The organism is Iamia sp. SCSIO 61187, from assembly GCF_019443745.1.
Lineage (GTDB): Bacteria > Actinomycetota > Acidimicrobiia > Acidimicrobiales > Iamiaceae > Iamia.
Window position 1 is genome coordinate 187,627 of sequence record NZ_CP050948.1, and the last position, 24,310, is coordinate 211,936.

A 24,310-nucleotide genomic window follows, 5' to 3' on the forward strand; every position below is an offset into this window, starting at 1 on the left:
CACTGACGGGAGGTCGTCTCCGGCCCGTGACGCTGGAACGCGCCGCCGCCCGCACCGTCCGCCCGGGCCTCACCCCGAGGCGGTCTCGCCCTGGCCCAGGAGCGCGGTCGAGGCGGTGGCGTCCGCGGTCCGGGGTCCCGAACGGCGGCCCAGGTCGGTGTCGGTGCCCAGGTAGGACGCGACGACGTCGGGGTCGGCCAGGACCTCGGCGGGCGTGCCCCGGGCGATGACCCGGCCCTGCTCGAGGGCGACCAGCTCGTCGCACAGCTCCTGGAGCAGGCCCATGTCGTGCTCGACCACCAGCAGCGAGCACCCGGTCTCGGCCTGGACCCGGCGGAGCATGGGGACGAGCGCCTCGATCTCGGCCTGGGCCACCCCGGCGGTGGGCTCGTCGAGGAGCACGACGGCCGGGTCCTGGGCGAGCAGGCAGGCCAGCTCGACGATGCGGCGCGTGCCGGTCGAGAGCTCGCCCGTCAGGCGGTCCCGGAACGGGGTGAGGCCCAGCAGGGCGACCAGCTCGTCGGCCCGGGCGGCGGCGGCGCGCTCGGAGTCGGTCGAGGCGGGGAGGTGGAGGGCGGCGGCCACCGGGTCGCGGTTGGCCAGGTGGCGCTCGAGGGCGACCTCCACGCACTCGACCACCGTGAGCGACGGGTAGAGCAGGGCCTCCTGGAACGACCGGCCCAGCTCGAGGACGGCGCGCCGGTGCGGGGGGTGGTCGGTGATGTCGACCCCGCCCAGCCGGACCGCGCCGCCGTCGAGGGCGAGGAAGCCGGTGAGGAGGTCGAACAGCGTCGTCTTGCCCGCCCCGTTGTGGCCGATGAGCCCGACGATCGCGCCCGGGTGCACGGTCAGGTCGACGTCGTCGACGGCGGTGATGCCCCCGAAGCGCCGGGTGAGGCCGTGGGCCTCGAGGGTCACGCCGCGGTCGGGCCGGGGGGCGGGGTCGTCCGGCGGTGCGGCCGGTGAGGGGTCGTCCTCGGCGCCGATGAACACGGCGCGGAGGATGTCGGGGCGGTCGAGGAGCCCCGCGGTGGGGCCCCGGAACCGGACCTGGCCCTTCTCGAGGAACACGGCCTGCTCGCACATGAGCAGGGCCACGTTCACGGACTGCTCGACGACGACGATGGTCGTGCCGTCGGCGTGCAGCTCGCGGACCTTGTCGACCAGCATGCCGACCACCGTCGGGGCCAGCCCGAGCGACAGCTCGTCGATCAGCACGACGCGGGGCTCGGTCACGAAGGCCATGGCGATCGAGAGCTGCTGCTGCTCGCCCCCGGACAGGTCACCGGCGGCCTGGTCCCACCGGTCGGCCAGCACCGGGAACATCGCCAGCATGGCGTCGGTGCGGCGCCGTGACCGTTCGCGGTCGGTCCGGAGCATCCACGTGGCCATGCGCATGTTCTCGGCGACGGTGAGCGTCGGGAACACCCCCCGCCCGCCGGGCATCATCGACAGCCCCATCTGGGCGATCTGCTCGGTGGGCAGGTTGGTGATGTCCCGCCCGGCCAGGGTCACGGTGCCGCGGGTGCACGGGAGCAGCCCGGCCACGGTCTTGAAGAGCGTCGACTTGCCGGCGCCGTTGGTCCCGAGGAGGGCGAGCACGTCGCCGTCGGCCACGGAGGCGTCCACGCCGAAGAGGACCTGGAGCGAGCCGTAGCCGGCCTCGACGCCGCTGATGGCGAGGACGGCCTCGTCGGCGTCGGCGTCGGCGGTGGGCTCGGCGGCGAGGCCGGCGCGCCCGGCGCGCCCGGCGAGCCGTCGCTCCTCCTGCTCCACGGCCAGGGCGGCCACGGTCGCCTCCTGCTCGGGGGTGGTGGCCGTGAGGTCGGCCTCGTCGAGCTCGTCGGCGTCGGGGAGGCCACGTCGTCGGGCGGCGGCCCGGGCGAGGCGGTCCCGCACCGCCTCCCACGCCTGGCCCAGACCGCCCGGCAGCACCATGAGGATGACGAGCAGACCGACCCCGGTGATGAGCAGCTGGAACCGGGGGAAGGCGTAGCCCAGCCACTGGACGAGGGCGACGCCGGCGAGGGTCCCGCCGAGCGAGGCCACCCCGCCGATCACCGCCATCGAGAAGACGAGGAGGCTGGCCGAGGCCGGGTAGCTGTTGTCGCCCATGCTGGCGAGGGTCACGGCGTGGATGCCGCCGGTCAGCCCCGCGAACATCCCCGAGAGGACGAAGGCGGTGATGGTGGTCCGGGACCGGCTGACCCCGACGGCGGCGGTGGCCCGGGAGTTGTCCCGGGTGGCGGCGATGACCCGCCCGGTGCGGGTGCGGCGGAGGTTGGCGAGCACCAGGGCGCCCGCCACCACCAGCACGAGGGCGAGGGCGTAGAGCCACTCCTCCGACGCCAGGTCGTACCGGCCGAAGAGCTCGGGGCGCGGGTAGGTGGGCGGGATGATGCTCTCGTAGCTGGCCGGCTGGACCACGTGCTGCTGGAGGGCGACGGCGAAGGCCATCGTCGACACCGCGAGCAGCTGGCCCGAGACCCGGAGGGCGGGGATCCCGATGACGGCGGCGACGACGCCGCCGGCGAGGGCTGACAGGCCCAGGGTGAGGAAGAGGTCGAGGTCGAGGTCGTCGATGAGGTTGGCGGCGACGATCCCGCCCACGCCCACCAGGGCGACCTGGCCCAGGCTGACCGAGCCGCCCCACCCGGTCAGCACCACCAGCGACATCGCCGCCATGGCCGAGACGAGGGCGAGCGTCGCCGTCTGGATCTGGGTCGGGGTCCCGACGACGGGGATGAGGACGAGGGCGGCGACGACGAGCACGGCGACCACCGCTCGGGTGGCGCGCACCTCGGGCAGGGCGCCCAGCCGGGCGGGCAGCCGTCGCGTGGTCCCGACCGTCGACCAGGACCCCTCGCCGGCGTCGGCCCGGCCCGTGGTGCCCTGCTGGGCGAGGAGGGCCACGATGATGATGGCGAGCAGGACCACGTAGGTCCACGACCGGGGCGACACGTTGATCTGCACCAGCTGGTCGATGATCTCGATGGCGATGCCGGCGAGGAACGCCCCCCAGATCGACCGCATGCCGGCGACGACGGCGGCGGCCAGGGGGGCGAGCAGGACGGTGGGTCCCGAGGCGGCGTCGATCGGGAGGCCCTGCACCGGCTCCTTGAGCACGACGGTGAGGGCCGCCAGCCCGCCGATGACGGCCCACAGCTCGAGGTTGAGGCGGTCGACGGGGATGCCGAGCAGGCGGGCCCGGTCGACGTTCTCGGCCACGCCGCGGACGGCGGTGCCCGACTCGGTGCGGTAGAGGTAGAAGAGCAGCGCGAGGAGGGCGATCGGGGCGATCGCGGCGAGGGCCATGTGGTTGCCGTCGAGCGTGGTGCTCCCGACCCGCACCGTCGCCGACGACAGCTCGGTGTCGAAGCCCGGGATGGCGGAGGGGATGTCGAACCACGTGGGCACGAACAGGGCCAGCCCGCCGAGGGCCTGGGCCAGCCCGATGGTGGCCACGGTGAGGACCAGGCGTGGGGCCCGGCGGAACCGGCGGATCACGGCGAGCTCGACGAGCACGCCGAGGGCCACGCCCAGGGCGATGCAGAGCGGGGCGGTGATCCACCACGACCAGTCGAGGCCGAGGCGCAGCCCGGCGGCGAGGGCGCCGCAGGCCGTGCCCATGGCCCCGTAGGCGAAGTTGATGACCCGGGTCGTGCGGTAGACGAGGACCAGGCCGACGGCCATCAGCCCGGTGCCCACGCCGAGGGCGGCGCCCTGGAGGACGACCCCGACCTCGACGTCGAACAGGCCGGCGAAGCCCAGCCCCAGGGCGACGAGGAACGCGACCCCTGCGACCCGGAGGCCTCGGGAGCTCATGGCCCCTCCTCGTCGGCGAGGACCTCCTCGACGTTCTCACTGTCGAAGCGGGGTCCGTCGCCGACGTAGGTGCCGGGCTCGCCGTTGAACGGCGAGGTGGCCTCGGGGTCCCAGACGATCTCGCGCAGGTCGGTGATCGGGGTGTAGGACTCCGGGTCGTAGTCCCAGGTGCCGGCGGGGCCGGTGTGCTCGGGGTAGCTGAACAGGCCCGTCTCCAGCGTCTCCGGCGTGAGGTCGGGCCCGGCCATCTGGATGCCGAGGGCCAGCTGGTACAGCTGGTAGTAGAAGACGTCGACGGCGGCCGACGGTTCCTCGTCGGGGCGGACGGACTTGAACGCCCGGTAGCCGGGGCTGTCCTGCCGCGGGGGCTGGACGCCGAGGGGGCTGGCCCCGAAGGCGCCGTCCCACTGGTCGTTGCCCTTCATCAGGCCCTGCCCGATGAGGTCGATGTCGATGAACCCGACGCCGGTCGCGATCCACTCGGGGTCGACGCCGGCGGCGTCGATCTGCTGGATGAGGTTGAGCAGCATGAACGGGTCGCAGAAGCAGGAGATGGTGGTGATCCCCTCGCGGATCATCTCGGTGGCGATCGAGGTCGCCTGGTTCGGGATGCGGCCCAGGTCGAGGGCGTAGTCGGTGACGTAGTCGATCTCCTCACCGGCCTGCTCGACGACGGCCAGACCGGCTTCGGAGCACCGCTGGTACTCGCCGTTGTTGGGGGAGATCACCGCCATCTTCCGGGTCTGGCCGGCCAGCTCGCCCTCGGCCCGGGTGGCCGGCTTCCCGATCAGGCGGGCCAGCCCGTAGGCGCTGGCGGCCTCGGCGACGTCGGAGCAGTCGGAGGTCAGGCTCCAGGCGTAGGGCCGGTGCTCCCCGAACCACTCGCGCGACAGGTAGGGCGGCCCGAAGGCGATGGTGCGGTTGGCGGCGAGGGCCTCGGCGTAGGGCTGGGTGGTGGCGGTCACGTCGGCGAAGGCGCCGATCTCGGTGCCGGCCCGGAGCCCGTCGGTGCTGGCGGCCTCGCGCCCGCCGCCGGTGAGCTCGGTGGTGAGGCCGCCCTGGCCCTCGTACACCTCCAGCTCGATCTGTCGGCCGTACATCTGGAAGGTCTGGTTGAAGTACTCGATGAGCCCCTCGTGGGTCCGGCGGAAGTCCTCGGCCGTCTCGTCGAACGCGATGCCCATGAGCTGGGCGAGGAGGGTCAGGGCGTTGCCCTCGGTGGTCTGGCGGTAGGAGACGGTGATGGTGTCGGCGGTGACGCCCTTGCTCGTCTCGCCCCCGTTGTTGCCGTCGAAGGCGAAGCACGGGGGCGAGTAGGGGTCGTCGGGCACCTGGGGCCCGCCGCGGGGGCAGGCGGTCACCGAATCGCCCCAGCCGGTGGCCGACTGGCCCTCGGTCCCGGCGTCGACGTCCTCGGCGTCGATCTGCTCGGGAGCGGTGCTGGGGGCCACCACGATGACGGCGGCGGCCACCGCCACCGCCACCGCCAGCGGGGCGTAGCCGCCCAGCGCCCGTCGCCACCACGGTCGCGGTCGGGGGTCGGCCGGTGCGTCCGGCCCCCGCCCACCGATCATGCGTACCCTCGGTAACGCAGCACGGGGACACCCTAGGCAACTCGGTGCCCTCGGTCACACGCGTCGTCCGTCCGGGCGCCCCGGCAGCGCCCCCGTCGATGAGGAGCGGGTGGCGGTCAGGTGCGGGTGTACTTCTCCCGGCGGGCGTGGACCTTGCGGCCCCGCAGCGTGGTGCGGCCGAGGGCCTCGATCACCTCGTCGACCTTCCCGGACGGGACCTCGACCAGCGAGAACATCTCCTGGACGTCGATCGAGCCGATGTCGCGACCGCTGAGGCTGGTCTCGCCGGCGATGGCGCCCACCAGGTCCCCCGGCCCGACGCGGGCCTTGCGCCCGGCGCTGACGTACAGGCGGGTCATGTCGGCCCCGGTGTGGGTGTTGCGCCCGGGCTTGCCCTTCGGGCCGCCCGGTCGGGCCTTCCCGCCCCGGTCGCCCTTGCCCGGTCGCTCGTCCTTGAGGTCGACCACGGGGATCTCGGTGTCGTCGGTCTCGGCGCCGGCCACGCGGAGCTCGTGCACGAGGGTGACCGCGGCCAGGGCGATCTCCATGAGGTCGTGCTCGTCGGAGAGCGACTCGACCACGACCCGCACCCGGTCGAGGTGGTCGCGGTCGCCGCCCAGGACCTCGTCGAGGGCCTCGCGGGTGCCGCCGAGCTGGTGGGCCCGGAGCTCGTCGACGGTGGGCACCTGGCGGACCTGCACCTTCTGGCCGGTGACCCGCTCGATCGTCTTGAGCATCCGGTGCTCGCGGGGCTCGGCCAGGGTGATGGCGACGCCCTCGCGCCCGGCCCGGCCGACGCGCCCGATGCGGTGGACGTAGGTCTCCGGCGCCGAGGGGACGTCGTAGTTGACGACGTGGGTGAGCTGGTCGATGTCGAGCCCGCGAGCGGCGACGTCGGTGGCGACGATGAGGTCGGCGGCGCCGGAGCGGAGCCGGTTCATCACCCGGTCGCGGTGCTCCTGGCCGAACCCGCCGTGCAGGGCCTCGGCCCGGTAGCCCCGGCCGTTCAGCGTCTCGGTCAGGGTGTCGACCTCGGCACGGGTCCGGCAGAAGACGATGGCCGCGGTGGGGGCCTCGACGTCGAGGATCCGGCCCAGGGCGGTGGCCTTGTGGGCCCGGCGGACGAGGTAGGCGGTCTGGGTGACGGCGGGCGAGTCACCGTCGGACGTCGTCGAGCGGCCCAGCTCGATGCGGACCGGATCGGTGAGGTGCGTGCGGGCGATGGCCTCGATGCGGGGCGGCATGGTCGCCGAGAACAGGACGGTCTGGCGCTCGCCCGGGGTCCCCTTGAGGATCTCCTCGATGTCCTCGGCGAAGCCCATGTCGAGCATCTCGTCGGCCTCGTCGAGGACGACCGTGCGGATCTCGGCGAGCGACAGCGACCCCCGCCCGAGGTGGTCGACGGCCCGGCCCGGGGTGGCCACCACGACGTCGACGCCGCTGTCGAGGGCGCGCAGCTGGCGGAAGATCGGCTGGCCGCCGTAGACGGGCACGACCCGGGCGTCGACCGCCCGGCCGTAGCGGTGAACGGCCTCGGACACCTGGATGGCCAGCTCGCGGGTCGGGACCAGCACCAGGGCGGTGGGCGACTTCGTGCGGCGGGCGGCGGGCACCAGGCCGTGGACGATGGGGAGGGCGAAGGCGGCGGTCTTGCCCGTGCCGGTCGCGGCCTGGCCCATGAGGTCCCGCCCCTGGAGCAGGACGGGGATCGCCTCGCGCTGGATCGGGGTGGGCTCCTCGTAGCCGAGCTTGACGACGGCGGCGACGAGGTCGTCGGCCAGCCCCAGCTCGTCGAACCCGGGCCCGCTGCCGTCGTCGGCGACCGGGGCGTCGGCCACCGGTCCGTCGTCTGCTACCGGTCGATCGTCTGCTGCCGGTCGATCGTCTGCTACCGGTCGATCGTCTGCTACCGGTCCATCGCTCACCCGTCGAGGCTAGCGCCGGGGAACAGGAGTCTCCCCAGGGAGGTTCGCACCGGCATGCGTGTCGACGTCTGGTCCGATGTGGTCTGCCCCTGGTGCTTCGTGGGCCTGGCCAACCTCGACGTGGCCCTGGAGGGCTTCCCCCACGCCGACGAGGTGGAGGTCGTGCTCCACTCGTTCCAGCTCGACCCGAGGGGGCGGACCACCACGCCGGAGGAGAACGTGGCCGGCATCGCCCGGAAGTACGGCTCGTCGGTCGGCGCCGTCCGGGCCCGCCAGGCGCACATCGTCAGCCTGGGCGCCGAGCGGGGCATCGACTTCCGCTTCGACCGGCAGTGGGGCGGCAACACCTTCGACGCCCACCGGCTGCTGCACCTGGCCCTGGAGCGAGGCGTGCAGCGCGACCTCAAGGCCCGCCTCGGTCGGGCCACCTTCACCGACGGCGAGCCCATCGGCGACCACGACACCCTGCGCAAGGCTGCTGCCGACGTGGGGCTCGACCCCCAGGAGGTCGACGACGTCCTCGCCGGCGACGCCTACGCCGACGCCGTCGAGGCCGACATCGCCACCGCCCACCAGATGGACGTCACCGGCGTCCCGTTCTTCGTCGTCGACGGGCGCCTGGCCCTCTCCGGCGCCCAGCCCCCCGAGCTGCTGGCCAAGGTCCTCCAGCGGGGCTGGGACGAGTCCCACCCGCAGATCGAGCGCCTCGACGGCGCCGCCGACGGCGAGTGCGGACCCGAGGGCTGCGCCGTCTGACGCACCCGGGACGGAACGTGCCAGGGCACGTCGCGTCCGGGACGGAAGGTGCCAGGCACGTCGCGTCCCCCACCTCGCGTCCGGCGTCGAGGACGGGGGTGGCGGGTCGAGGGGCCAGACTGGGGCCATGCTCCTCGCCCGCACCGTCGGCCTCGGGGAGCTCGTCATCCTGGTCGTGATCGTCGGCGCCGTGCTGATGGCCGCCCTCGTCGCCTTCCGGCGGCGCACCGACGGGGATGCCTGAGGCCGACGCCGGCCGAGCCCCGGCGCTGCTGCGGGCGTGGCGGTGGATCTGGGAGCCGTCGGAGCGGAGCCTCCACGTCGACGCCTGCCCGCGCTGCGGCGCGACGGTGGTGGTGGCGCCGGGCCGCCCCGAGCGGACCCTCGACCGGTTGAAGCTGCCCGAGCCCCCCGACCCGGGCCAGCTGCTCGCCGCCTGCCCCGAGCACGGGTGGGCGCCCTACAACGAGCGCAGCCGGCGCCTGCGGGGCTCCGAGGCCTGATCAGGCGGCGACGTCGGGGCGGGGGTCGTCGGGATGGTCGGGCAGGCCCAGCTGCGGGAACAGCCTGCGGTGGACGTCGACGAAGTAGGTGGCGTTGGCGACCTTGCCGTCGACGATCTCGAGGTGGTGCACGGCCCAGGGCTCGTGGCGCCCGCCGGGGCCGCTCGGCCGGTACTGGGCGAACCCCTTGGTGCCGTTGATGTCGACGGGGATCAGCCGGGACCCCTCGCACTCGGCGCCCGGCCCCCGGTTCCACCGGATCCACTCCTCGGCCCCCTGGAGCCACAGCGGCCACGGCGGCATGGAGTGGGTGGCGTCGTCGTGGAGCAGGGTGACCAGCCGGTCGAGGTCGAAGTCCTCGAAGGCCTCGACGTACTGGGCCAGCAGGACGCGGTCGCCGTCGTCGTCCACGGCCACGGGCGTGGCCCGGTCGTCGCGCTCGAGCGTGGCCCGGGCCCGCTGGAGGGCGCTGTTCACCCCGGCGACGGTGGTGTCGAGCAAGGCGGCCACGTCGGCGGCCGGCCAGCGCAGGACCTCCCGGAGGATGAGGACGGCGCGCTGCTTGGGCGGGAGCTCCTGGAGGGCGGCGACGAACGCCAGGCGGATGGCCTCGGACTGGACGGCCCGCTCGGCCGGGTCCAGGTCGGCCGGGACGGCGCTCCCGGTGGCGATGGGCTCGAGCCACGTCTCCCCGGCGAGCGGGGCGCCGAGGGTGACGTCGGCGGTCGAGACCGGGCCCAGGTCCATGGGCAGGGCCCGGCGCTGCGTGCCCCGCAGCATGTCGAGGCAGACGTTGTGGGTGATCCGGTACAGCCAGGTGCGGAGCGACGAGCGGCCGTCGAAGCGGTCGAGCGCCCGCCAGGCCCGCACCATGGCGTTCTGGACGGCGTCCTCGGCGTCGAACGAGGACCCCAGCATGCGGTAGCAGTAGCCGGTGAGCTCGCGGCGGTAGCCGTCGAGCTGGGCCTCCAGGTCGGCCCGGCGGGCCTCGGCCGCGGTGGGGCCGGGGGGCTCGGTGGTGGTCATCGGGCTCCGTCCTCGTCGGCGCGGAGCGGGGTCGACCGGACGCCCATCGGGCCGATGGTACCGCCCGTGCGCGGATGCGTCCCGGGCCTTTCGGGGCCGGCGGCCGGGGGTGGTCGGGCGTCGCTCGGGGCCGGTCGGGGTCTCGGCGCGGGGGAGGGTCGTCACGTCGTCGTGGGTCGCGGTCACGTCCCCGAGGCGCCAGATCCGATCTGGCACCCGCGAGGCGACCGTCGGAGCGCCCCCGCCACCCGGTCGACAGCCCCGGTGACGTGGGGCCGGGCCCCGTCGGGCCCGACGGCGGCCAGGGCGTTGCCCCCGGCGCCCGGGGTTGCCAGGCTCGACGGCATGCCCCGCATCGCCACCACCACCGACGTCGATCGCGACGGACTGCTCGAGTTCGTCCGGCCCCGGCACCGCATGGTGCTGGTGACCGAGCGGTCCGACGGTCGACCCCAGCTGTCTCCGGTCGCCGGCGGCGTCGACGACGAGGGCCGCATCGTCATCTCGACCTACCCGCAGCGGGCCAAGGCCGCGAACCTCCGGGCCCGGTCGGCGGCGAGCGTGCTCGTCTTGTCCGACGACTGGAACGACGCCTGGGTCCAGGTCGACGGCCCCGCCGAGGTCATCGACCTGCCCGACGCCCTCGAGCCCCTGGTCGACTACTACCGGTCGATCTCGGGCGAGCACCCGGACTGGGACGAGTACCGCGAGGCCATGCGCCGCCAGGGCAAGTCCCTCATCCGGCTCACGCCCGAGCGTTGGGGCCCCATCGCCACCGGCGGCTTCCCCGCCCACCTCGCGGACTGACCGCGCCCACACCCCCCGCGACCTGCGACCAACGTGCGACATCTGGCCGGCACGACCCTCGCGGGCGGTCGCATGGTCGGTGGGGTCGCCGGTCGAGGGCCGCGAACTCGTGCCGCGACCGCCACCGCGGTCCGGCACGCTGCGGGCATGGCCCCGCTCGTCGACAGCCTGCGCGCCGATCTGGTGGAGGCGCTGAAGGCGGGTGACTCCGTCCGGTCCTCGGCCCTGCGGCTCGGGCTGGCCGCGGTGGCCAACGCCGAGGCCGTCGACCCTTCCGGACCGACCACGGCCGCCGGGTTGGCGGGCGACGTGGCCCGCCGCGGCCTCAGCGACGCCGACGTGGTGGCCGTCCTCGCCGCCGAGCGCGACGACCTGCGCGACCAGGCCGCCGCCCTCCGGGCCCGCGGTCGGGCCGAGGCCGACGACCTCGACGCCCGGGCGGCCGTCCTCTCCGTCTACCTGGTCACCGATGAGTCGGGGCGGTCGCGGGCGTCACACTGACGCCGTCCCGATCGAGGAGCACCATGAGCACGCCGTCCGACCGGTTCCGCCGCGTCGCCGCCGACTTCACCCGGGTGGTCGGCGCCGTCCCCGACGACGCCTGGGACGCCCCCGCCCCGCCCGAGGGCTGGCGGGCCCGCGACGTCGTCGGCCACCTGGCCGAGTGGTTCTCGGGCCTGTTCTTCGCCACGTGGGGCGACCCGGCCCCGCCGCTGCCGTCGGTGGAGGACGACCCGGCCGGCACGTGGGCCGCCCTGCGCGACGCGGTCCAGGCCGTGCTCGACGATCCCGACCGGGCCGACGTCGTCCGGGAGATCCCGCCCGGTCCCATGACCCGCGCCGAGGCCATCGACCGCCTGGGGTCCTCGGACATCGTGATGCACCAGTGGGACCTGGCCCGGGCCACCGGCGGCGACGAGCGCCTCGATCCCGCCGAGGTCCACGCCCTCCTCGCCGAGATGGAGCCGCTCGACGAGGTCCTCCGATCCAGCGGCCACTACGGCCCCCGGGTCGAGGTCGCCGCCGACGCCGACGAGCAGACCCGCCTCATCGCCTTCATCGGTCGCCAGCCCTGAGGGCGACGAGTCGGCGCCCCCGCGAGCGGGGCGCTCTGCCCGCGGGCTTCTCGCGTCACCGACGGGAGACGGCCTCTCGTCAGTGGAACAGGAGGGGGCGACCGGGCGACGACCTCAGGCCGGGCCGACGGCGCGCAGGCGGCCCGGCGCCCGTCCGGCCAGGCGGTCGAGCCCGGTGGCGGTGGCCTCGTCGGCCGGCAGGTAGGTGACGAGGCGCTGGCGGTCCGGGTCGGGCAGGGCGAGGACCTCGAACGCCAGGCGGAGCACGCCGACGTCGGGGTGGGCCACGGCGTGGACGCCGGTGCGGCGGGGGGTCAGGGCGGCGTGGTCGTAGTGCTCGGTGAACGCCGGCCCGGCGACGGCGCCGATCTCGGTGGCGAGGGTCCCGGCCTCGTCCTCGGGCTGGTACTGCTCGGTGTGGAGGGCGGCGGCCATGTCGGCGGCGACGTCGTCCCAGTCCGGGTACACGGTGGGGGCCCGATCGTCGGTGAAGGTGTGGCGCACGAGGTTGGGCCGGTCGCCGTCGAGGATGCCCAGCGGCCGGGCGAGGCGGTCGTAGCCGTCGGTCCAGGCGAGCAGGTCGGAGAGGTGGTTGAGGACCACGGCGGGCGCCGGCTCCAGCTGGTCGAGCAGGGCGCGCACCGCGGGCCGGACCCGTCGGGCGGCCGGGACCTGCTCGGGGCACAGCTCCACCGAGCTGCGGATGGCGGCGAGCATGCGCAGGTGGCCGAGCTCGTCCTCGCCCAGCCGCAGGGCCTCGGCCAGGGCGGCGAGGACCTGGGCCGAAGGGTTGGTGTCGCGGCCCTGCTCGATGCGGATCAGGTAGTCGACGCTCACCCCGGCCAGGGTCGCCAGCTCGGCCCGGCGGAGGCCGGGGGTGCGACGCCGGGCACCCGACGGCAGCCCGACCGACTCCGGGGTCGTCGCCTCCCGCCGGCTCCGCAGGAACGCTCCGAGCTCGCCCTCGACCATGGGGCCCAGTGTGCCGCCGTCGCGCCCCCGGTGGGTGGCCCTGTCAGGGCCAGGCTCGGGCCGGCCAGCCGTGACCCGGTCTCCCTGCCCCGCCGCCCTCGGCGGAGGGTGACGTCATGACCGACACCGCTCCCACCACCACCCTCCCCCTCGCCCCCGGCACCTGGACGCTCGACGCCGCCCACACGTCGGTGGGCTTCACCATCAAGCGCCTCGGCCTGGCCAAGGTCCGGGGCATGTTCACCGACGTGCGCGCCGAGCTCGTCGTGGGCGACACGCTCGCGGCCACCAGCCTCACGGCGACGATCGACCTGGCCTCGGTCGACACCGGCAACCCGGATCGCGACGCCCACCTCCGGTCGCCCGACCTGATCGACGTCGCCGTCCGCCCGACGATCGCCTACCGCTCGACGGCGATCACCGGCGAGGGCGAGGACTGGACGGTCGAGGGCGAGCTCACGATCGGCGACGTGACCCGGCCCCACACCCTCGAGGTCTCCTTCGGGGGCGTCGCCCTGTTCCCGCCCGACGGCCGGCTGCACGCCGCCTTCGAGACGACCACCGAGGTGCGGCGCAAGGACTTCGGCCTCGGCTTCGGGGCCATGGGCGCGGCCCTCGGCGCCACGGTCAAGGTCGACATCGACATCGAGCTCGTCGGCCCCGAGGCCGCGACCTAGCACGGATGGTGCCAGGCACCATCCGTGTCCCACGGAAGGTGCCTGGCACCATCCGTGGCGCGCTGCTCAGGTGATGTCGGGGCCGACGGCGCGACCGTCGACGACCTGGTCGAGGTACTCGCTCATGCCCATGCCGGTGCGCCCGTCGCAGGTGAACCGGGTCATGGCCTCGGTGATGCGGGTGACGAGGGTGGCGCCGTCGGGGGTGGCCCGCCGGTTGCGCAGCGGGATGAGCGACAGCACCTCGCCGGTGACCTCGTACTCGCGGTCGTCGGTGCGCACCCACGCCCGCATCGCCGTCTGGTGCTGGGCCTCGTCCCAGTCCGACTCGAGGCGGCACTCGCGGATCGGGACGTAGGCCCCGTCGGCCAGCACCACACCGCTCTGGCGGGGCGGCCGGTCGGGGTCGTCGCCGCCGATGAGCGAGATCATCATGGCGAAGTCGGGCCCGAAGACCATGGGCAGCCACCGGTACCAGCGGAGGGCCTGCCAGTAGCGGGGACCCCACGACTTGTCCCGCAGGCCGAGCCCGTCGAGGGTCAGCTCCTCGTCGCCCACGGTGATGGTCCCGGTGACGGCGATGTGCTGCTCGTAGTGGGCCTTGGCGAAGCTGCGCTCGTCGTCGGCGGCCACCACGTCGGTGCCGTCGGCCCGCACCGGCCGGCCGCCGTACATGGGCGACACGCCACGCACGTCGAGCGCCACTGTGCACGGCACCATCGGGTTGTCGCGGAAGGCCTGGCGGGGGTCGGCCATCTGGAGGGGGTCGTCGAGGAGGCAGACCTTGCCCTCGTAGGTGACCCGCAGCTGCTCGAACGGCGTGACCACCTCGATGTGGAGGCCGCCGGCGCGCATCTCGTCGTTGCTGGTGATCTCGGGACGGGCGTAGGCGAAGCCGACCCGCCCGCCGGGCAGGTACACGCACACGGTCACCTCGGCGTAGCCCTCGTTGACCCGGTTGCCGATGCGGAACCAGGCCCCCACCTCGCGCTCGAGGTCGAAGGCGTTGAGGTACATCGACTCGTTGTAGTTGGAGGCGGCGTCGGGCTCGTGGGGGTACTCGTCCTGGGGCTCGAGCACCATCTGGACCTGGGCATCGGTCATGGCCGGACCGTACCGACCCGGGGGCCCCGCCGCGGCCCTTGACTGACCAGTCGGTCAAGCCCCGCGTGTCGTGCGTCACGCGGCTACGGGTGCGCGCTCGTTGCCGGATGGACGTTCCGAGGAGCGAGACATGACAGTGCGCAGGCGCAGGACCCGATGGGTCGCCGTCGTGGTGGTGGCGGCGCTGATCGCCGGCTGCGGCGGGGGCAAGGACGGCGGGGGTGGCGACGAGGCCGAGGCCCCGTCGAGCGACGAGATCGTCCGGGGCGGGACGGTCCGCTACGGGATCGAGGCCGAGACGGCCGACGGGTGGTGCATGCAGGAGGCGCAGCTGGCGATCTCGGGCATCCTCGTGGCCCGGGCGATCTACGACACCCTGACCGCCCCGAACAACGAGGGCGAGTACGTGCCGTACCTGGCCGAGGCGGTCGAGCCCAACGACGACTACACCGAGTGGACCATCACGGTCCGCGAGGGCGTGACGTTCCACGACGGGTCCGAGCTGACCGCCGAGGTGGTCAAGAACAACCTCGACGCCTACCGCGGCGCGGAGGGCGGCCACTCGCGCTCGCCGCTGCTGTTCTTGTTCGTGCTCGACAACATCGAGAGCGTGGAGGTCACCGGCGAGCGCGACGTCACCGTCACCACCAAGGTCCCGTGGGTCGGGTTCCCGGCATTCCTGTACTCCTCGGGACGTCTCGGCATCACGGCCCAGGCCCAGCTCGACAACACCGAGTCGTGCCAGACCGACCTCATCGGCACCGGCCCGTTCATGCTCGAGTCCCCGTCGGACTGGGTCGAGGGCCGTGAGTTCCGGGCCGTCAAGAACCCCGACTACTGGCAAGAGGCGCCCGACGGCGAGCCCTACCCGTACCTCGACGAGCTGATCTTCGAGCCCATCCTGGAGTCCGAGCAGCGGCTCAACGCCCTGGAGTCCGACGACATCCAGATGGCCCACTTCTCGGCCTCCGACGACATCATCGCCCTCCGGGACCTCACCGAGGCCGGGACCCTGCGGGGCTACGAGTCGACGGTGAACGGCGAGGTGACCTTCATCCAGATGAACCAGTCCCGGCCGCCGTTCGACGACGTGCGCATCCGCCGGGCCATCGCCCTCACCATCGACTTCGGCGCCTACAACGACACGATCGGTCGCGGCATCCTCGAGCCCGCCAACGGCGTGTTCGCCCCGGGCTCGGCCGGCTACGTCGAGGACACCGGCTACCCGACCGAGGCGAACCTCGACGAGGCCCGCAGCCTCATCGCCGAGTACGAGGCGGAGAAGGGGCCGGTGCGCACGCTCGGCTACCTCACCGGCCCGCAGCCGCTGACCCAGGAGCAGGCCATCTACATCCAGCAGACGCTGGAGGAGGTCGGCCTGACGCTTGAGATCGAGACGGGCCAGCAGTCGGCCGTGATCGACCGGGCCATCAGCGGCGACTACGACATGCAGGCGTTCCGCAACTACCCCGGCGGCGACCCCGACTCCCTGTACGTCTGGTTCAAGAGCGCCTCGCCGGTGAACTTCGCCCGCATCAACGACCCCGAGATCGACCGGCTCCTCGACGCCGGCCGCTCCGAGCCCGACCTCGAGGCCCGCGAGCAGATCTACCAGGACCTCAACCGGCGCATGGCCGAGCAGGTGCACTACGCCTTCTTGAACCTCACCACCTGGTTCGTCGCCTCCAACCCCGACGTCTACGGCTACGACCCCGAGACCACCCCGCCGCTGCCCGGTGACGGGGGCACCTTCGACGAGGGCCTGGCCGTGGGCCACCCGCTCCACGGTCTCTGGATCGACCAGTAGGGCGCGGCCGCCTCCGAGGTGGTCAGGGCCCACCTCGGAGGCGGCTACGGTCCGCGGCGCCGGACGGGGGAGCGTCGTCGAGGAGCGAGTGCATGGTCATGAGGTCGCGTGGGGTCCGTTGGGTCGCCGTCGTGGTGGTGGCGGCGCTCGTCGCCGGCTGCGGCGGGGGCAAGGACAGCGGGGGGAGCGGCGGCGGGGCCGAGGCCCCGTCGACCGACGACATCGTGCGGGGCGGGTCCGTCCGCTACGGGATCGAGGCCGAGACCGGCGACGGGTGGTGCCTCCAGGAGGCGCAGCTGGCGATCTCGGGCATCCTCGTGGCCCGGGCGATCTACGACACCCTGACCGCCCCGAACAACGAGGGCGAGTACGTGCCGTACCTGGCCGAGGCGGTCGAGCCCAACGACGACTTCACCGAGTGGACCATCACGGTCCGCGAGGGCGTGACGTTCCACGACGGGTCCGAGCTGACCGCCGAGGTGGTCAAGAACAACCTCGACGCCTACCGCGGCGCGGAGGGCGGCCACTCGCGCTCGCCGCTGCTGTTCTTGTTCGTGCTGGACAACATCGAGAGCGTCGAGGTCACCGGCGAGCGAGACGTCACCGTCACCACCAAGGTCCCGTGGGTCGGGTTCCCGGCGTTCCTGTACTCGAGCGGGCGTCTGGGCATCACCGGGCAGGCCCAGCTGGACGACACCGAGAGCTGCAACTCCGACCTCGTCGGCACCGGCCCGTTCATGCTCGAGTCCCCGTCGGACTGGGTCGAGGGCCGCGAGTTCCGGGCCGTCAAGAACCCGGACTACTGGCAAGAGGCGCCCGACGGCGAGCCCTACCCGTACCTCGACGAGCTCGTCTTCGAGCCCATCGTCGACTCCGAGCAGCGGGTCAACGCCCTCCAGTCCGGCGACGTGGACATGGGCCACTTCTCCGCCGCCCAGGACATCCTGGCCGTGGAGGACCTGGTCGAGGAGGGGAGCCTGGCGAGCTACGGGTCGGACGTGAACGCCGAGGTCGGCTTCCTCCAGCTCAACGTGTCCCGCCCGCCGTTCGACGACGTGCGCATCCGCCGGGCCATCGCCCTGGCCATCGACCCCGACGAGTACGCCGAGGTCATCAACCTGGGGGTGCGACCGCCGGCCAACGGCCCCTTCGCCCCCGAATCCCCGGCGCACCTCGACGACACCGGCTACCCCTCCAGCGGTGACCCGGCCGAGGCCGAGCGCCTCATCGCCGAGTACGAGGCGGAGGTCGGCCCCCTGCGCCCGGTCGTGCTCTCGAACACGCCCGACACCTTGTCGCAGGAGCAGTCGATCTACCTGCAGCAGACCCTCGAGGCGGTGGGCCTGCCGGTCGAGCTCGAGACCGTCCAGCAAGACGCCCTCATCGACCGCTCGATCAGCGGCGAGTTCGACATGCAGGCGTTCCGCAACTACCCCGGCGGCGACCCCGACGAGCTCTACGTCTGGTTCAAGAGCGCCTCGCCGGTGAACTTCAGCCGCATCGACGACCCCGAGATCGACCGCCTGCTCGACGAGGGCCGGTCGGAGACCGACCCCGACGCCCGGACCGAGATCTACCAGGAGCTCAACCGGCGCTTCGGCGAGCAGGTCTGGAGCGTCTGGTTCGACTTCACCAAGTGGACCGTCGGCGCGATCCCCGAGGTCCACGGCTACGACCCCGAGACCGCCCCGCCGCTGCCCGGCGACGGCGGCTCGTGGGACGAGGGCATCACCGTCGGCCACCCGCTCCACGGCCTCTGGCGCGAGGACGGCTGACCCCGACCCCCTCGTTCTGTCAATCCCCATGCGCGGTGGCGGCGCATGGGGATTGACAGAAGCAGGCCGGCGCTACTCGATGGGGGTGAGGTTGCCCTCGGAGTCGCAGGTGAAGCCCTCGGCCTCGAGCACCTCGGGAGCGGGGCACTCGGTCGGGGCGTCGGACTCCTCGGAGCCGTCGGAGCCCTCGGAGTCGTCCGAGGCTGCGGGCGCATCGGAGTCGTCGGATCCGGCGTCGTCGGCGTCGTCGGCGGGGGCGTCGGGAGCCTCGACGGGCGCGGGGTCCTCGTCGGTGTCGTCGCCGCAGCCGGCCAGGCCGGCGCCGGCACCGAAGAGGAGCGTGAGGAGAGCGGCGCTCGCGGCGACGCGACGGGTGAACGTGATGCTGGTCAAGAGACCCCCCATGGAGATGTGGCCCGCAGGTTGGCAGATCGTCGGGGCGCTCGACGTCATCGTCGACCGGCGCGACGAGTTCGCGGCGGTCGCGCGGTCTGTGGTGCATGGCCGAGACCACGCAGACCTTCCGCACGACCCTGGTCCCCGGTGGTGGCAGCAACGTCGGCATCGAGGTGCCCGAGGCCGTCGTCGCCGCCTTCGACCGGGGGAGGCGGGTGCCGGTCGTCGTCACCGTCGACAGCAGCCACCGCTACCGCAACACCATCACGTCCATGGGCGGGCGGTTCCTGATCTCGTTCAACGCCGCGACCCGCGCCGCCACCGGCCGTGGGGCGGGGGACGAGGTCGAGGTCCGCCTCGACGTCGACGACGCCCCGCGGGTGGTCGAGGTCCCCGACGACCTGGCCGCCGAGCTGGCCCGCGACGACGCCGCCCGGGCAGCGTGGGAGACCCTCAGCTACAGCCGCCAGCGGGCCCACGCCGAGCCCATCGCCGCGGCCAAGACGCCCGAGACCCGGGCCCGTCGCGTGGCCAAGGTCCTCGCCGCCCTCCGCTCCTGAGCCGCTCGCTCCGGACCGATGAGCCCGGCCCCTCGGCGACGTTCCACTCTCGTCCACGAGAGAGGAGAGGACGATGGGCAAGGTCATCTACGACATGAGCGTGTCGCTCGACGGGTTCGTCACCGCCGCCGGGATCAGCGCGGATGAACCGCTGGGGGTCGGAGGAGCGGTCCTCCACGACTGGGCGATGGGGAGCGACCCGGCCGACGCCGAGGCCCTCGCCGCCGGCAGCGCCGGCCTGGGCGCGATCATCGCCGGCCGGCGGACCTACGACTCCTCGATCCGCTGGTGGGGACCCGACGGCCCCACCGGTCCCCGTCGGCTGCCGCTGTTCGTGGTCACCCACGCCGTACCCGACGACGGTCCCGATGGCAGCGTCTACACCTTCGTCACCGAGGGTCTCGACGCCGCCCTCGATCGGGCCCGGGACGCCGCCGGGGAGGGCGACGTCGCCATCATGGGCGGGCCCGACCTGGGCCAGCAGTACCTGGACCGGGGTCTGGTCGACGAGGTCGGCCTGCACGTCGTGCCCGTCCTCTTCGGCGCCGGGCAGCGGATGTTCGGCGACCTGGCCCAACACCTGCGGCTCGAGTCCGTCGACGTCACGCCGGCCCCGTCGGCCACGCACCTCCGGTACCGCATCGTCCGCTGACGCAACCTTGGACGGAACCCCGCAGCATGGTGCGGGTCCCGTCCAACGTTCGGCGACGGACGGGCCAGGGTGCCGAGCTAGGTGGTGACCTCGACGGTGAGCGGTGGGCTCGAGACGATCGTCTGGAGGACGACGCAGTAGCGCTCGGTGGTCTCGATCAGGGCGGCGACGTCGTCGGGCGGTGCGTCGATGTCGAGGTCGAACGACAGGCGGATGTCCCGGAAGCCCACCGGTGCGTCCCGGTCGATGCCCAGCGTGCCGCGGAAGTCGAGGTCGCCCTCGGCGCGCACGGTGCCGCCCCGGAGGTCCAGGCCGCGGGCGGTGGCCACGCTGCGCACGGTGACGCCGGCACAGGCGACGAGGGCCTGGAGCAAGATGTCGCCCGAGCACGCCAGCGTCCCGTCGCCCCCGGTCGCGGGGTGGAGGCCGGCCTCGACGAGGGCCCGGCCGGTGTCGACCGAGCACGAGACGGTCTCGCTCCCGAGCTCGCCGCTCGCCCGGAGGGTGACCAGGGCGGTGCCGGGATCGTCGCGGTAGCGCGCCTTCAGCGGCTTCTGCACGGCGCGGAGCTCGTCCCGGTCCACGGCGGGAACGGTACCGAAGCCAGGCGGTCCCTGCCGTCGATCGGCGCCGGTCCCCGCCGCCGGGTGGTGGCGGACCTAGCGTCGCGCCGTGGCGGTCGACCGGCGGAGGAAGGCGCGGGCGGCCCGCAAGCGCTCGCGCCGCATGGCGGCGCGGGACCACGACCTGACCGCCGAGCAGTGGGCCGGGCTGCGGGCGGCGTGGGGTGGCTGCGCCTACTGCGGGGCCACCGACATCCCCCTCCAGCGCGACTGCGTCCTGCCCATCTCGCGCGGCGGTCGCTACACGGTCGACAACGTGGTGCCGGCCTGTGGCTCCTGCAACGCCAGCAAGGGGAACCTCGAGGCGACGACGTGGCTCCGCCGCACCCGGCGCGACGAGCGCGCCTTCCTCACCCGCCTGGTCGCCATCGTCTCCGGATCGGTGGGGGAGGACGCGCCGCCGCCGATCTGACCCCTTGCCCGATCAGGTGACAAACCGTAACTTTGCGGTGTGACCTACGCCCACCGCCCCGCCATCTTCGACGCCGACAGCCACGTCATGGAGGGCCTCGACTGGCTGCGGGACCACGCCGACCCGAAGGTCCGGGACCTGCTGCCCGACCTGTCCGGCCTGCTCGACAAGGCCGGCGCCGGGGCCGGCCAGGCCATCCAGGGCGGCGAGGCCCGCATCGGCGACCCGGAGCGCACCGCCGCCCTGGAGGAGGACGTCATCGCCTCGGCCAAGGGGTGGGGCGCCCTCGGCGCCATGGACCCGGGCGAGCGCTCCCGGGCGCTGGACCTCCTCGGGTTCACCTCGCAGCTGGTGTTCTCGACCTTCTCGCTCGGGCTGTTCGCCTTCGCCGACGACCTCGACGTCGTCTACGGCGGCACCCGGGCCCACAACCGGATGATGGCCGAGTTCTGCGGCGGCGACCCCCGCCTCGTCGGGGTCGGGTTCTTGCCCCTGCACGACCCGGACCGCTCCCTGCTGGCCCTGGAGGAGGCGCTCGAGATGGGGTGCGGGGCGCTGTGGGTCACCCACGCCACCTCGGCCGGGCGGTCGCCGGCGCACATCGAGAACGACCCCGTCTGGGCCGCGGTGCAGGACGCCGGCGTGCCGATCGTGATGCACATCGGCGGTGGTCGGAACACCATCTCCAAGGCGTGGCACCGCAACGGCCGGCCCCGCCCGGTCGACCTCCACGGCGGGGGCGAGAACCTGCGGGCCAAGGACCTGCCCTCGGTGCACCACGCCGCCGAGACGTGGCTGACGGCCATGGTCCTCGACGGCGTGTTCGAGCGCTTCCCGGGTCTGCGCTGCGGGGTGATCGAGATGGGGGCGTCGTGGGTGCCGTCGCTGATGCGCCGCCTCGACCACGCCGCCCGCAGCTTCCGGCGCACCGAGGAGATGCTGGGCGAGCTGACCCTGCTCCCGTCGGAGTACCTGCGCCGCCAGGTGCGCGTCACCCCGTTCCCCGGCGAGGACGTGGCCGACCTGGTGGCCATCTCGGCGCCCGAGCTCTACCTCTTCTCCAGCGACTACCCGCACCCGGAGGGCACCAAGGACCCGATCGGGCGCTTCGAGCGGTCGTTCGACGAGCACGGCTGCGACGACGACGTCCGCCAGCTGTTCTACGAGGACAACTACCGCACGCTGCTCGGCGTGTGAGGATGGCCGCGTGACGCGGCCAGCCGCCGGGGGGACCACCGACGACGCGCCGGCGCGCCGGCGCATGCGGGGCGACGACCGTCGTCACCAGCTCCTCGACGCCGCCGCCGAGCTCATCGTCGAGCACGGGGCCGCGGCCATGAGCATGGAGCGCCTGGCGGTCACCGCCGGCGTGTCGAAGGCTCTGCCGTACAAGCACTTCGACAACAGCGAGGCCGTCCTCGCCGCGCTCTACCGCCGCGAGACCGTGGCCCTCGGCCGCGCCGTGTGGGACGCGCTGGAGCGGGCCGACCCCACCGCCGACCGGGTCCGCCTGGGCATCCGGGTCTACTTCGACGAGGTGGCCCGGCGGGGCCCGGTCCTGGCCGCCCTCTCGGCGCCCGGCTCGACCGTCGCCGCCGTGGCCGACCCGTCGCAGGCCGGCGTGGTGTTCGAGGTCGAGGTGTTCAACCGGTTCCACGGGGTCGACCGGGACCGGGCCAAGGCCGTGGCCGGGATGGTGCAGGGCGCCGTCGTCGGCGCCACCTCGACCTGGCTCGCCGGCCACGGCACTCGGGAGGCGCTCGAGGACGACCTGGTGGCCATGCTCACCACCCTCATCGACCGCTCCTGAGGCCCGGGCGGGCCGGCTCTGGGATGATCCGGGGGTGATCGACCGCCCCCGCTCGGACGCGGCCGGGGCGGGGTGGGGCGAGCCGTGGGTGGTCCACGAGGACGAGCACCTCCTGGCGGTGGCCAAGCCCGCCGGCATCACGACCCACCGGGCCGACGCCCACACCCAGGACGGCATGCACGAGTGGGTGCAGCGCCAGCGCCCCGACGTGTCCCTGTCGGTGCTCCACCGGCTGGACAAGGCGACCTCCGGCGTCCTCGTCTTCGGCAAGACGACGGCGGCCAACCGGGCCCTCACCGCCCAGCTCACCGAGCGCACGGTGGCCAAGACCTACGAGCTGCTCACCGCACCCGGCCGGGGACCCGAGGGGGTCGTGCGGGTCGACCGGCCGATCGCCGGCGTCGCGGCCGTGACCGAGCTCGAGCGGCAGGCGTCCGGGCCCGGCGCCCAGCGCTACCAGGCCCGGCCGCACACGGGGCGGACGCACCAGGTGCGGATCCACGCCGAGGCCGCCGGCGTGCCCGTCGTCGGCGATGGCGAGCACGGCGGCCCGCCCGGAGCCCGGCTCTTCCTCCACGCCGCGGCCATGGGTCTCACCCACCCCGACGGGAGCGCCCTGCGCCTCGCCCGCCGGCGGCCGGCCAGCTTCGACCGCGTCCTCGCCGGCGACCCCGCCCCCGACAGCCCGGCGCTCCACGCCCGCGTCGCCCTCGAGGCCCGGGCCTCGTTGCTCGACCCGGCCGACACCGACGCCCACCTGTGGGTCGACCGCCACCACGACGGCCTGCCCCGGGCCCGGGTGGAGCGCCTGGGCGAGGTGGCCCTGGTGCTCGACTACCGCGACGAGGCGGGCCCGCTCCCGGAGGGGTGGCTCGACGCCCTCCAGCAGACGCTCCCGCGGCGCGGCGTCTACGTCCAGCACCGACCCCGACGGGGAGGGGGTGGCCCGGCGGTGCGGGTGGCCGGCGACGCCCCGCCCCGCTTCGAGGTGGTCGAGCTCGGCCTCCGGTACCTGGTCGACCTCGGCGCCAGCGCCACCTCGAGCGGCCTCTTCCTCGACCAGCGCGAGACCCGGCGCGAGCTGCTGGCGGCGGACCTGGCCGGGCGGACCGTGCTCAACGCCTTCGCCCACACCGGGTCGCTCTCGGTGGCGGCCGCCCGCGCCGGGGCCGAGACCCTCACCCTGGACCTGTCCAAGCGCTACCTGGCCTGGGCCGAGGAGAACCTGCGCCTCAACGGCATCGACCCCGCCGACCACGACGCCATCTACGGCGACGCCCTGGAGTGGATGGGCCGCCTCGCCCGCAAGGGCCGCCGCTTCGACGTCGTGCTGGTCGACCCGCCCAGCTCCAGCACCAGCAAGGGATCCGGCCGCTGGTCGGTCGAGCGGGACCTGGGTGCCCTGGTCGAGCGGGCCGTCGCCCTCTGCGCCCCCGGCGGCACCGCCTACGTGTCCACCAACATGCACCGGCTGACCTGGCCCCGGTTCCTGGGCCACCTGGACGCCGGTCTGGCCGCCGCCGGCCGCTCCGCCACCGTCGAGACCCGGACCCTGCCCCTCGACCACCGCTCCGGGCCCGGCGACCCGCCCTACCTCAAGGCGGCGTGGCTCCACCTCGACCCCTGACCCGACCTCCGCCAGGCTGACCAGCACGACCCTCCCAGGCAGCCGCACGGTGCGAGATGTCGCCGGTGCGGACGGTCGCGGCCGGCCGCCGGCGGGCGGGTTGTCGGACGTCGAATCGCCAGCGAATCGCTGTCCGACGGCGAATCGCCAGCGAATCGCCCTCCGACGCCGGCTGTGACCCTTCTCGTCAGCCCCGGGCCGCGGCGTGGGCCTCCACGTACTTTGCCGACGGCGGGATCGGGGGCATCACGAGCCCGGCGGCCGGTCGGGTCCGTTCTTGGTACGGATCGTGCAGCGGGCGAACGTGATCGGTACCTGGAACCGGGCGGCCGGTCGGGTCCGTTCTTGGTACGGATCGTGCAGCAGAGGAGCGTGATCGGTACCGGGAACGGCGGCCGCCCGA

The 24,310-nt window shown here is 73.9% G+C and carries 22 protein-coding genes; 14 read left to right on the plus strand and 8 right to left on the minus strand.

Translation table 11 applies throughout. The annotated features are described in order from the left end of the window. Positions 1 to 69: 69 nt before the first annotated feature. The 3 genes from HC251_RS00900 to HC251_RS00910 all read right to left on the minus strand — a co-directional run bounded on the left by HC251_RS00900 (position 70) and on the right by HC251_RS00910 (position 7,237). A complete protein-coding gene (locus HC251_RS00900) occupies positions 70 to 3,825 on the minus strand; it encodes an ATP-binding cassette domain-containing protein (protein WP_219943447.1) in 3,756 nt (1,251 codons plus the stop codon). Then, positions 3,822 to 5,399, minus strand: a complete 1,578-nt coding sequence (locus HC251_RS00905; RefSeq protein ID WP_219943448.1) for an ABC transporter substrate-binding protein — start codon at positions 5,397 to 5,399, stop codon at positions 3,822 to 3,824. The genes HC251_RS00900 and HC251_RS00905 overlap by 4 nt, the downstream gene beginning before the upstream one ends. 116 nt (positions 5,400 to 5,515) lie before the next feature. Then, a complete protein-coding gene (locus HC251_RS00910) occupies positions 5,516 to 7,237 on the minus strand; it encodes a DEAD/DEAH box helicase (protein WP_219943449.1) in 1,722 nt (573 codons plus the stop codon). A gap of 141 nt (positions 7,238 to 7,378) precedes the next feature. Here HC251_RS00910 and HC251_RS00915 point away from each other — a divergent pair, with 141 nt between their 5' ends. Both HC251_RS00915 and HC251_RS00920 read left to right on the plus strand, forming a co-directional pair. After that, positions 7,379 to 8,080 carry a DsbA family oxidoreductase gene (locus tag HC251_RS00915; protein WP_219943450.1) on the plus strand — a complete coding sequence of 234 codons (702 nt, stop codon included), beginning with the start codon at positions 7,379 to 7,381 and terminating at the stop codon, positions 8,078 to 8,080. 236 nt (positions 8,081 to 8,316) lie between these two features. After that, positions 8,317 to 8,583, plus strand: coding sequence for a hypothetical protein (locus HC251_RS00920; RefSeq protein ID WP_219943451.1), 267 nt, complete (start codon positions 8,317 to 8,319; stop codon positions 8,581 to 8,583). On the opposite strand, the gene HC251_RS00925 is transcribed toward HC251_RS00920, so the two are convergent. Further along, positions 8,584 to 9,609 carry a sigma-70 family RNA polymerase sigma factor gene (locus tag HC251_RS00925; protein WP_219943452.1) on the minus strand — a complete coding sequence of 342 codons (1,026 nt, stop codon included), beginning with the start codon at positions 9,607 to 9,609 and terminating at the stop codon, positions 8,584 to 8,586. A gap of 345 nt (positions 9,610 to 9,954) precedes the next feature. Between HC251_RS00925 and HC251_RS00930 the strand changes: the two genes are divergently transcribed. From HC251_RS00930 to HC251_RS00940, 3 genes are all read left to right on the plus strand, one after another. Next, positions 9,955 to 10,416, plus strand: coding sequence for a PPOX class F420-dependent oxidoreductase (locus HC251_RS00930; RefSeq protein ID WP_219943453.1), 462 nt, complete (start codon positions 9,955 to 9,957; stop codon positions 10,414 to 10,416). A gap of 147 nt (positions 10,417 to 10,563) precedes the next feature. Beyond that, positions 10,564 to 10,917, plus strand: coding sequence for a GatB/YqeY domain-containing protein (locus HC251_RS00935; protein WP_219943454.1), 354 nt, complete (start codon positions 10,564 to 10,566; stop codon positions 10,915 to 10,917). Between the two features lie 23 nt (positions 10,918 to 10,940). Continuing rightward, positions 10,941 to 11,492, plus strand: a complete 552-nt coding sequence (locus HC251_RS00940; protein ID WP_219943455.1) for a TIGR03086 family metal-binding protein — start codon at positions 10,941 to 10,943, stop codon at positions 11,490 to 11,492. A gap of 114 nt (positions 11,493 to 11,606) precedes the next feature. Here the strand turns inward: HC251_RS00940 and HC251_RS00945 are convergent, their stop codons facing one another. Further along, positions 11,607 to 12,464: a helix-turn-helix domain-containing protein gene (locus HC251_RS00945; RefSeq protein WP_219943456.1), complete on the minus strand. Its 858-nt coding sequence runs from the start codon at positions 12,462 to 12,464 to the stop codon at positions 11,607 to 11,609. Between the two features lie 116 nt (positions 12,465 to 12,580). Between HC251_RS00945 and HC251_RS00950 the strand changes: the two genes are divergently transcribed. Next, positions 12,581 to 13,141 (plus strand): YceI family protein, encoded by a 561-nt coding sequence (locus HC251_RS00950; RefSeq protein ID WP_219943457.1) that lies wholly within the window; start codon positions 12,581 to 12,583, stop codon positions 13,139 to 13,141. A 66-nt stretch (positions 13,142 to 13,207) separates the two neighbouring features. Here the strand turns inward: HC251_RS00950 and HC251_RS00955 are convergent, their stop codons facing one another. Next, positions 13,208 to 14,245, minus strand: coding sequence for a hypothetical protein (locus tag HC251_RS00955; RefSeq protein WP_219943458.1), 1,038 nt, complete (start codon positions 14,243 to 14,245; stop codon positions 13,208 to 13,210). Positions 14,246 to 14,375: 130 nt separating this feature from the next. On the opposite strand from HC251_RS00955, the gene HC251_RS00960 reads away from it, so the two are divergent. Beyond that, positions 14,376 to 16,052, plus strand: coding sequence for an ABC transporter substrate-binding protein (locus tag HC251_RS00960; protein ID WP_219943459.1), 1,677 nt, complete (start codon positions 14,376 to 14,378; stop codon positions 16,050 to 16,052). Between the two features lie 98 nt (positions 16,053 to 16,150). Beyond that, the gene (locus HC251_RS00965; protein ID WP_219943460.1) at positions 16,151 to 17,827 is read left to right on the plus strand and encodes an ABC transporter substrate-binding protein; all 1,677 of its coding nucleotides are present in this window, start codon (positions 16,151 to 16,153) and stop codon (positions 17,825 to 17,827) included. Positions 17,828 to 17,899: 72 nt separating this feature from the next. On the opposite strand, the gene HC251_RS00970 is transcribed toward HC251_RS00965, so the two are convergent. Continuing rightward, a complete protein-coding gene (locus HC251_RS00970; RefSeq protein ID WP_219943461.1) occupies positions 17,900 to 18,220 on the minus strand; it encodes a hypothetical protein in 321 nt (106 codons plus the stop codon). Positions 18,221 to 18,327: 107 nt separating this feature from the next. Here HC251_RS00970 and HC251_RS00975 point away from each other — a divergent pair, with 107 nt between their 5' ends. Beyond that, positions 18,328 to 18,783: a YdeI/OmpD-associated family protein gene (locus HC251_RS00975; RefSeq protein WP_219943462.1), complete on the plus strand. Its 456-nt coding sequence runs from the start codon at positions 18,328 to 18,330 to the stop codon at positions 18,781 to 18,783. Positions 18,784 to 18,856: 73 nt separating this feature from the next. After that, entirely contained in the window at positions 18,857 to 19,435 is a 579-nt protein-coding gene (locus HC251_RS00980; protein ID WP_219943463.1) for a dihydrofolate reductase family protein, read from the plus strand. A gap of 77 nt (positions 19,436 to 19,512) precedes the next feature. Here the strand turns inward: HC251_RS00980 and HC251_RS00985 are convergent, their stop codons facing one another. Beyond that, positions 19,513 to 20,019, minus strand: a complete 507-nt coding sequence (locus HC251_RS00985; protein WP_219943464.1) for an OsmC family protein — start codon at positions 20,017 to 20,019, stop codon at positions 19,513 to 19,515. An 88-nt stretch (positions 20,020 to 20,107) separates the two neighbouring features. Here HC251_RS00985 and HC251_RS00990 point away from each other — a divergent pair, with 88 nt between their 5' ends. Genes HC251_RS00990 through HC251_RS01005 form a run of 4 tightly spaced genes read left to right on the plus strand, consistent with a single transcriptional unit; the run spans position 20,108 to position 23,907 of the window. Continuing rightward, positions 20,108 to 20,470: an HNH endonuclease gene (locus HC251_RS00990; protein WP_219943465.1), complete on the plus strand. Its 363-nt coding sequence runs from the start codon at positions 20,108 to 20,110 to the stop codon at positions 20,468 to 20,470. Positions 20,471 to 20,509: 39 nt separating this feature from the next. Continuing rightward, on the plus strand, positions 20,510 to 21,667 hold the full coding sequence (locus tag HC251_RS00995; RefSeq protein WP_219943466.1) for an amidohydrolase family protein: 1,158 nt from the start codon (positions 20,510 to 20,512) through the stop codon (positions 21,665 to 21,667). A 10-nt stretch (positions 21,668 to 21,677) separates the two neighbouring features. Continuing rightward, positions 21,678 to 22,280 (plus strand): TetR/AcrR family transcriptional regulator, encoded by a 603-nt coding sequence (locus HC251_RS01000; RefSeq protein WP_219943467.1) that lies wholly within the window; start codon positions 21,678 to 21,680, stop codon positions 22,278 to 22,280. A gap of 34 nt (positions 22,281 to 22,314) precedes the next feature. Further along, on the plus strand, positions 22,315 to 23,907 hold the full coding sequence (locus HC251_RS01005; RefSeq protein WP_219943468.1) for a class I SAM-dependent methyltransferase: 1,593 nt from the start codon (positions 22,315 to 22,317) through the stop codon (positions 23,905 to 23,907). The last annotated feature ends 403 nt before the right edge of the window (positions 23,908 to 24,310 follow it).

What these genes read in the sequence shown, in the direction of transcription:
- HC251_RS00900 (WP_219943447.1), bottom strand. Translation starts at nt 3,825, where the DNA reads ATGAGCTCCCGAGGCCTCCGGGTCGCAGGGGTCGCGTTCCTCGTCGCC.
- HC251_RS00905 (WP_219943448.1), bottom strand. Translation starts at nt 5,399, where the DNA reads ATGATCGGTGGGCGGGGGCCGGACGCACCGGCCGACCCCCGACCGCGA.
- HC251_RS00915 (WP_219943450.1), top strand. Translation starts at nt 7,379, where the DNA reads ATGCGTGTCGACGTCTGGTCCGATGTGGTCTGCCCCTGGTGCTTCGTG.
- HC251_RS00920 (WP_219943451.1), top strand. Translation starts at nt 8,317, where the DNA reads ATGCCTGAGGCCGACGCCGGCCGAGCCCCGGCGCTGCTGCGGGCGTGG.
- HC251_RS00925 (WP_219943452.1), bottom strand. Translation starts at nt 9,609, where the DNA reads ATGACCACCACCGAGCCCCCCGGCCCCACCGCGGCCGAGGCCCGCCGG.
- HC251_RS00930 (WP_219943453.1), top strand. Translation starts at nt 9,955, where the DNA reads ATGCCCCGCATCGCCACCACCACCGACGTCGATCGCGACGGACTGCTC.
- HC251_RS00935 (WP_219943454.1), top strand. Translation starts at nt 10,564, where the DNA reads ATGGCCCCGCTCGTCGACAGCCTGCGCGCCGATCTGGTGGAGGCGCTG.
- HC251_RS00940 (WP_219943455.1), top strand. Translation starts at nt 10,941, where the DNA reads ATGAGCACGCCGTCCGACCGGTTCCGCCGCGTCGCCGCCGACTTCACC.
- HC251_RS00945 (WP_219943456.1), bottom strand. Translation starts at nt 12,464, where the DNA reads ATGGTCGAGGGCGAGCTCGGAGCGTTCCTGCGGAGCCGGCGGGAGGCG.
- HC251_RS00950 (WP_219943457.1), top strand. Translation starts at nt 12,581, where the DNA reads ATGACCGACACCGCTCCCACCACCACCCTCCCCCTCGCCCCCGGCACC.
- HC251_RS00955 (WP_219943458.1), bottom strand. Translation starts at nt 14,245, where the DNA reads ATGACCGATGCCCAGGTCCAGATGGTGCTCGAGCCCCAGGACGAGTAC.
- HC251_RS00960 (WP_219943459.1), top strand. Translation starts at nt 14,376, where the DNA reads ATGACAGTGCGCAGGCGCAGGACCCGATGGGTCGCCGTCGTGGTGGTG.
- HC251_RS00965 (WP_219943460.1), top strand. Translation starts at nt 16,151, where the DNA reads ATGAGGTCGCGTGGGGTCCGTTGGGTCGCCGTCGTGGTGGTGGCGGCG.
- HC251_RS00975 (WP_219943462.1), top strand. Translation starts at nt 18,328, where the DNA reads ATGGCCGAGACCACGCAGACCTTCCGCACGACCCTGGTCCCCGGTGGT.
- HC251_RS00980 (WP_219943463.1), top strand. Translation starts at nt 18,857, where the DNA reads ATGGGCAAGGTCATCTACGACATGAGCGTGTCGCTCGACGGGTTCGTC.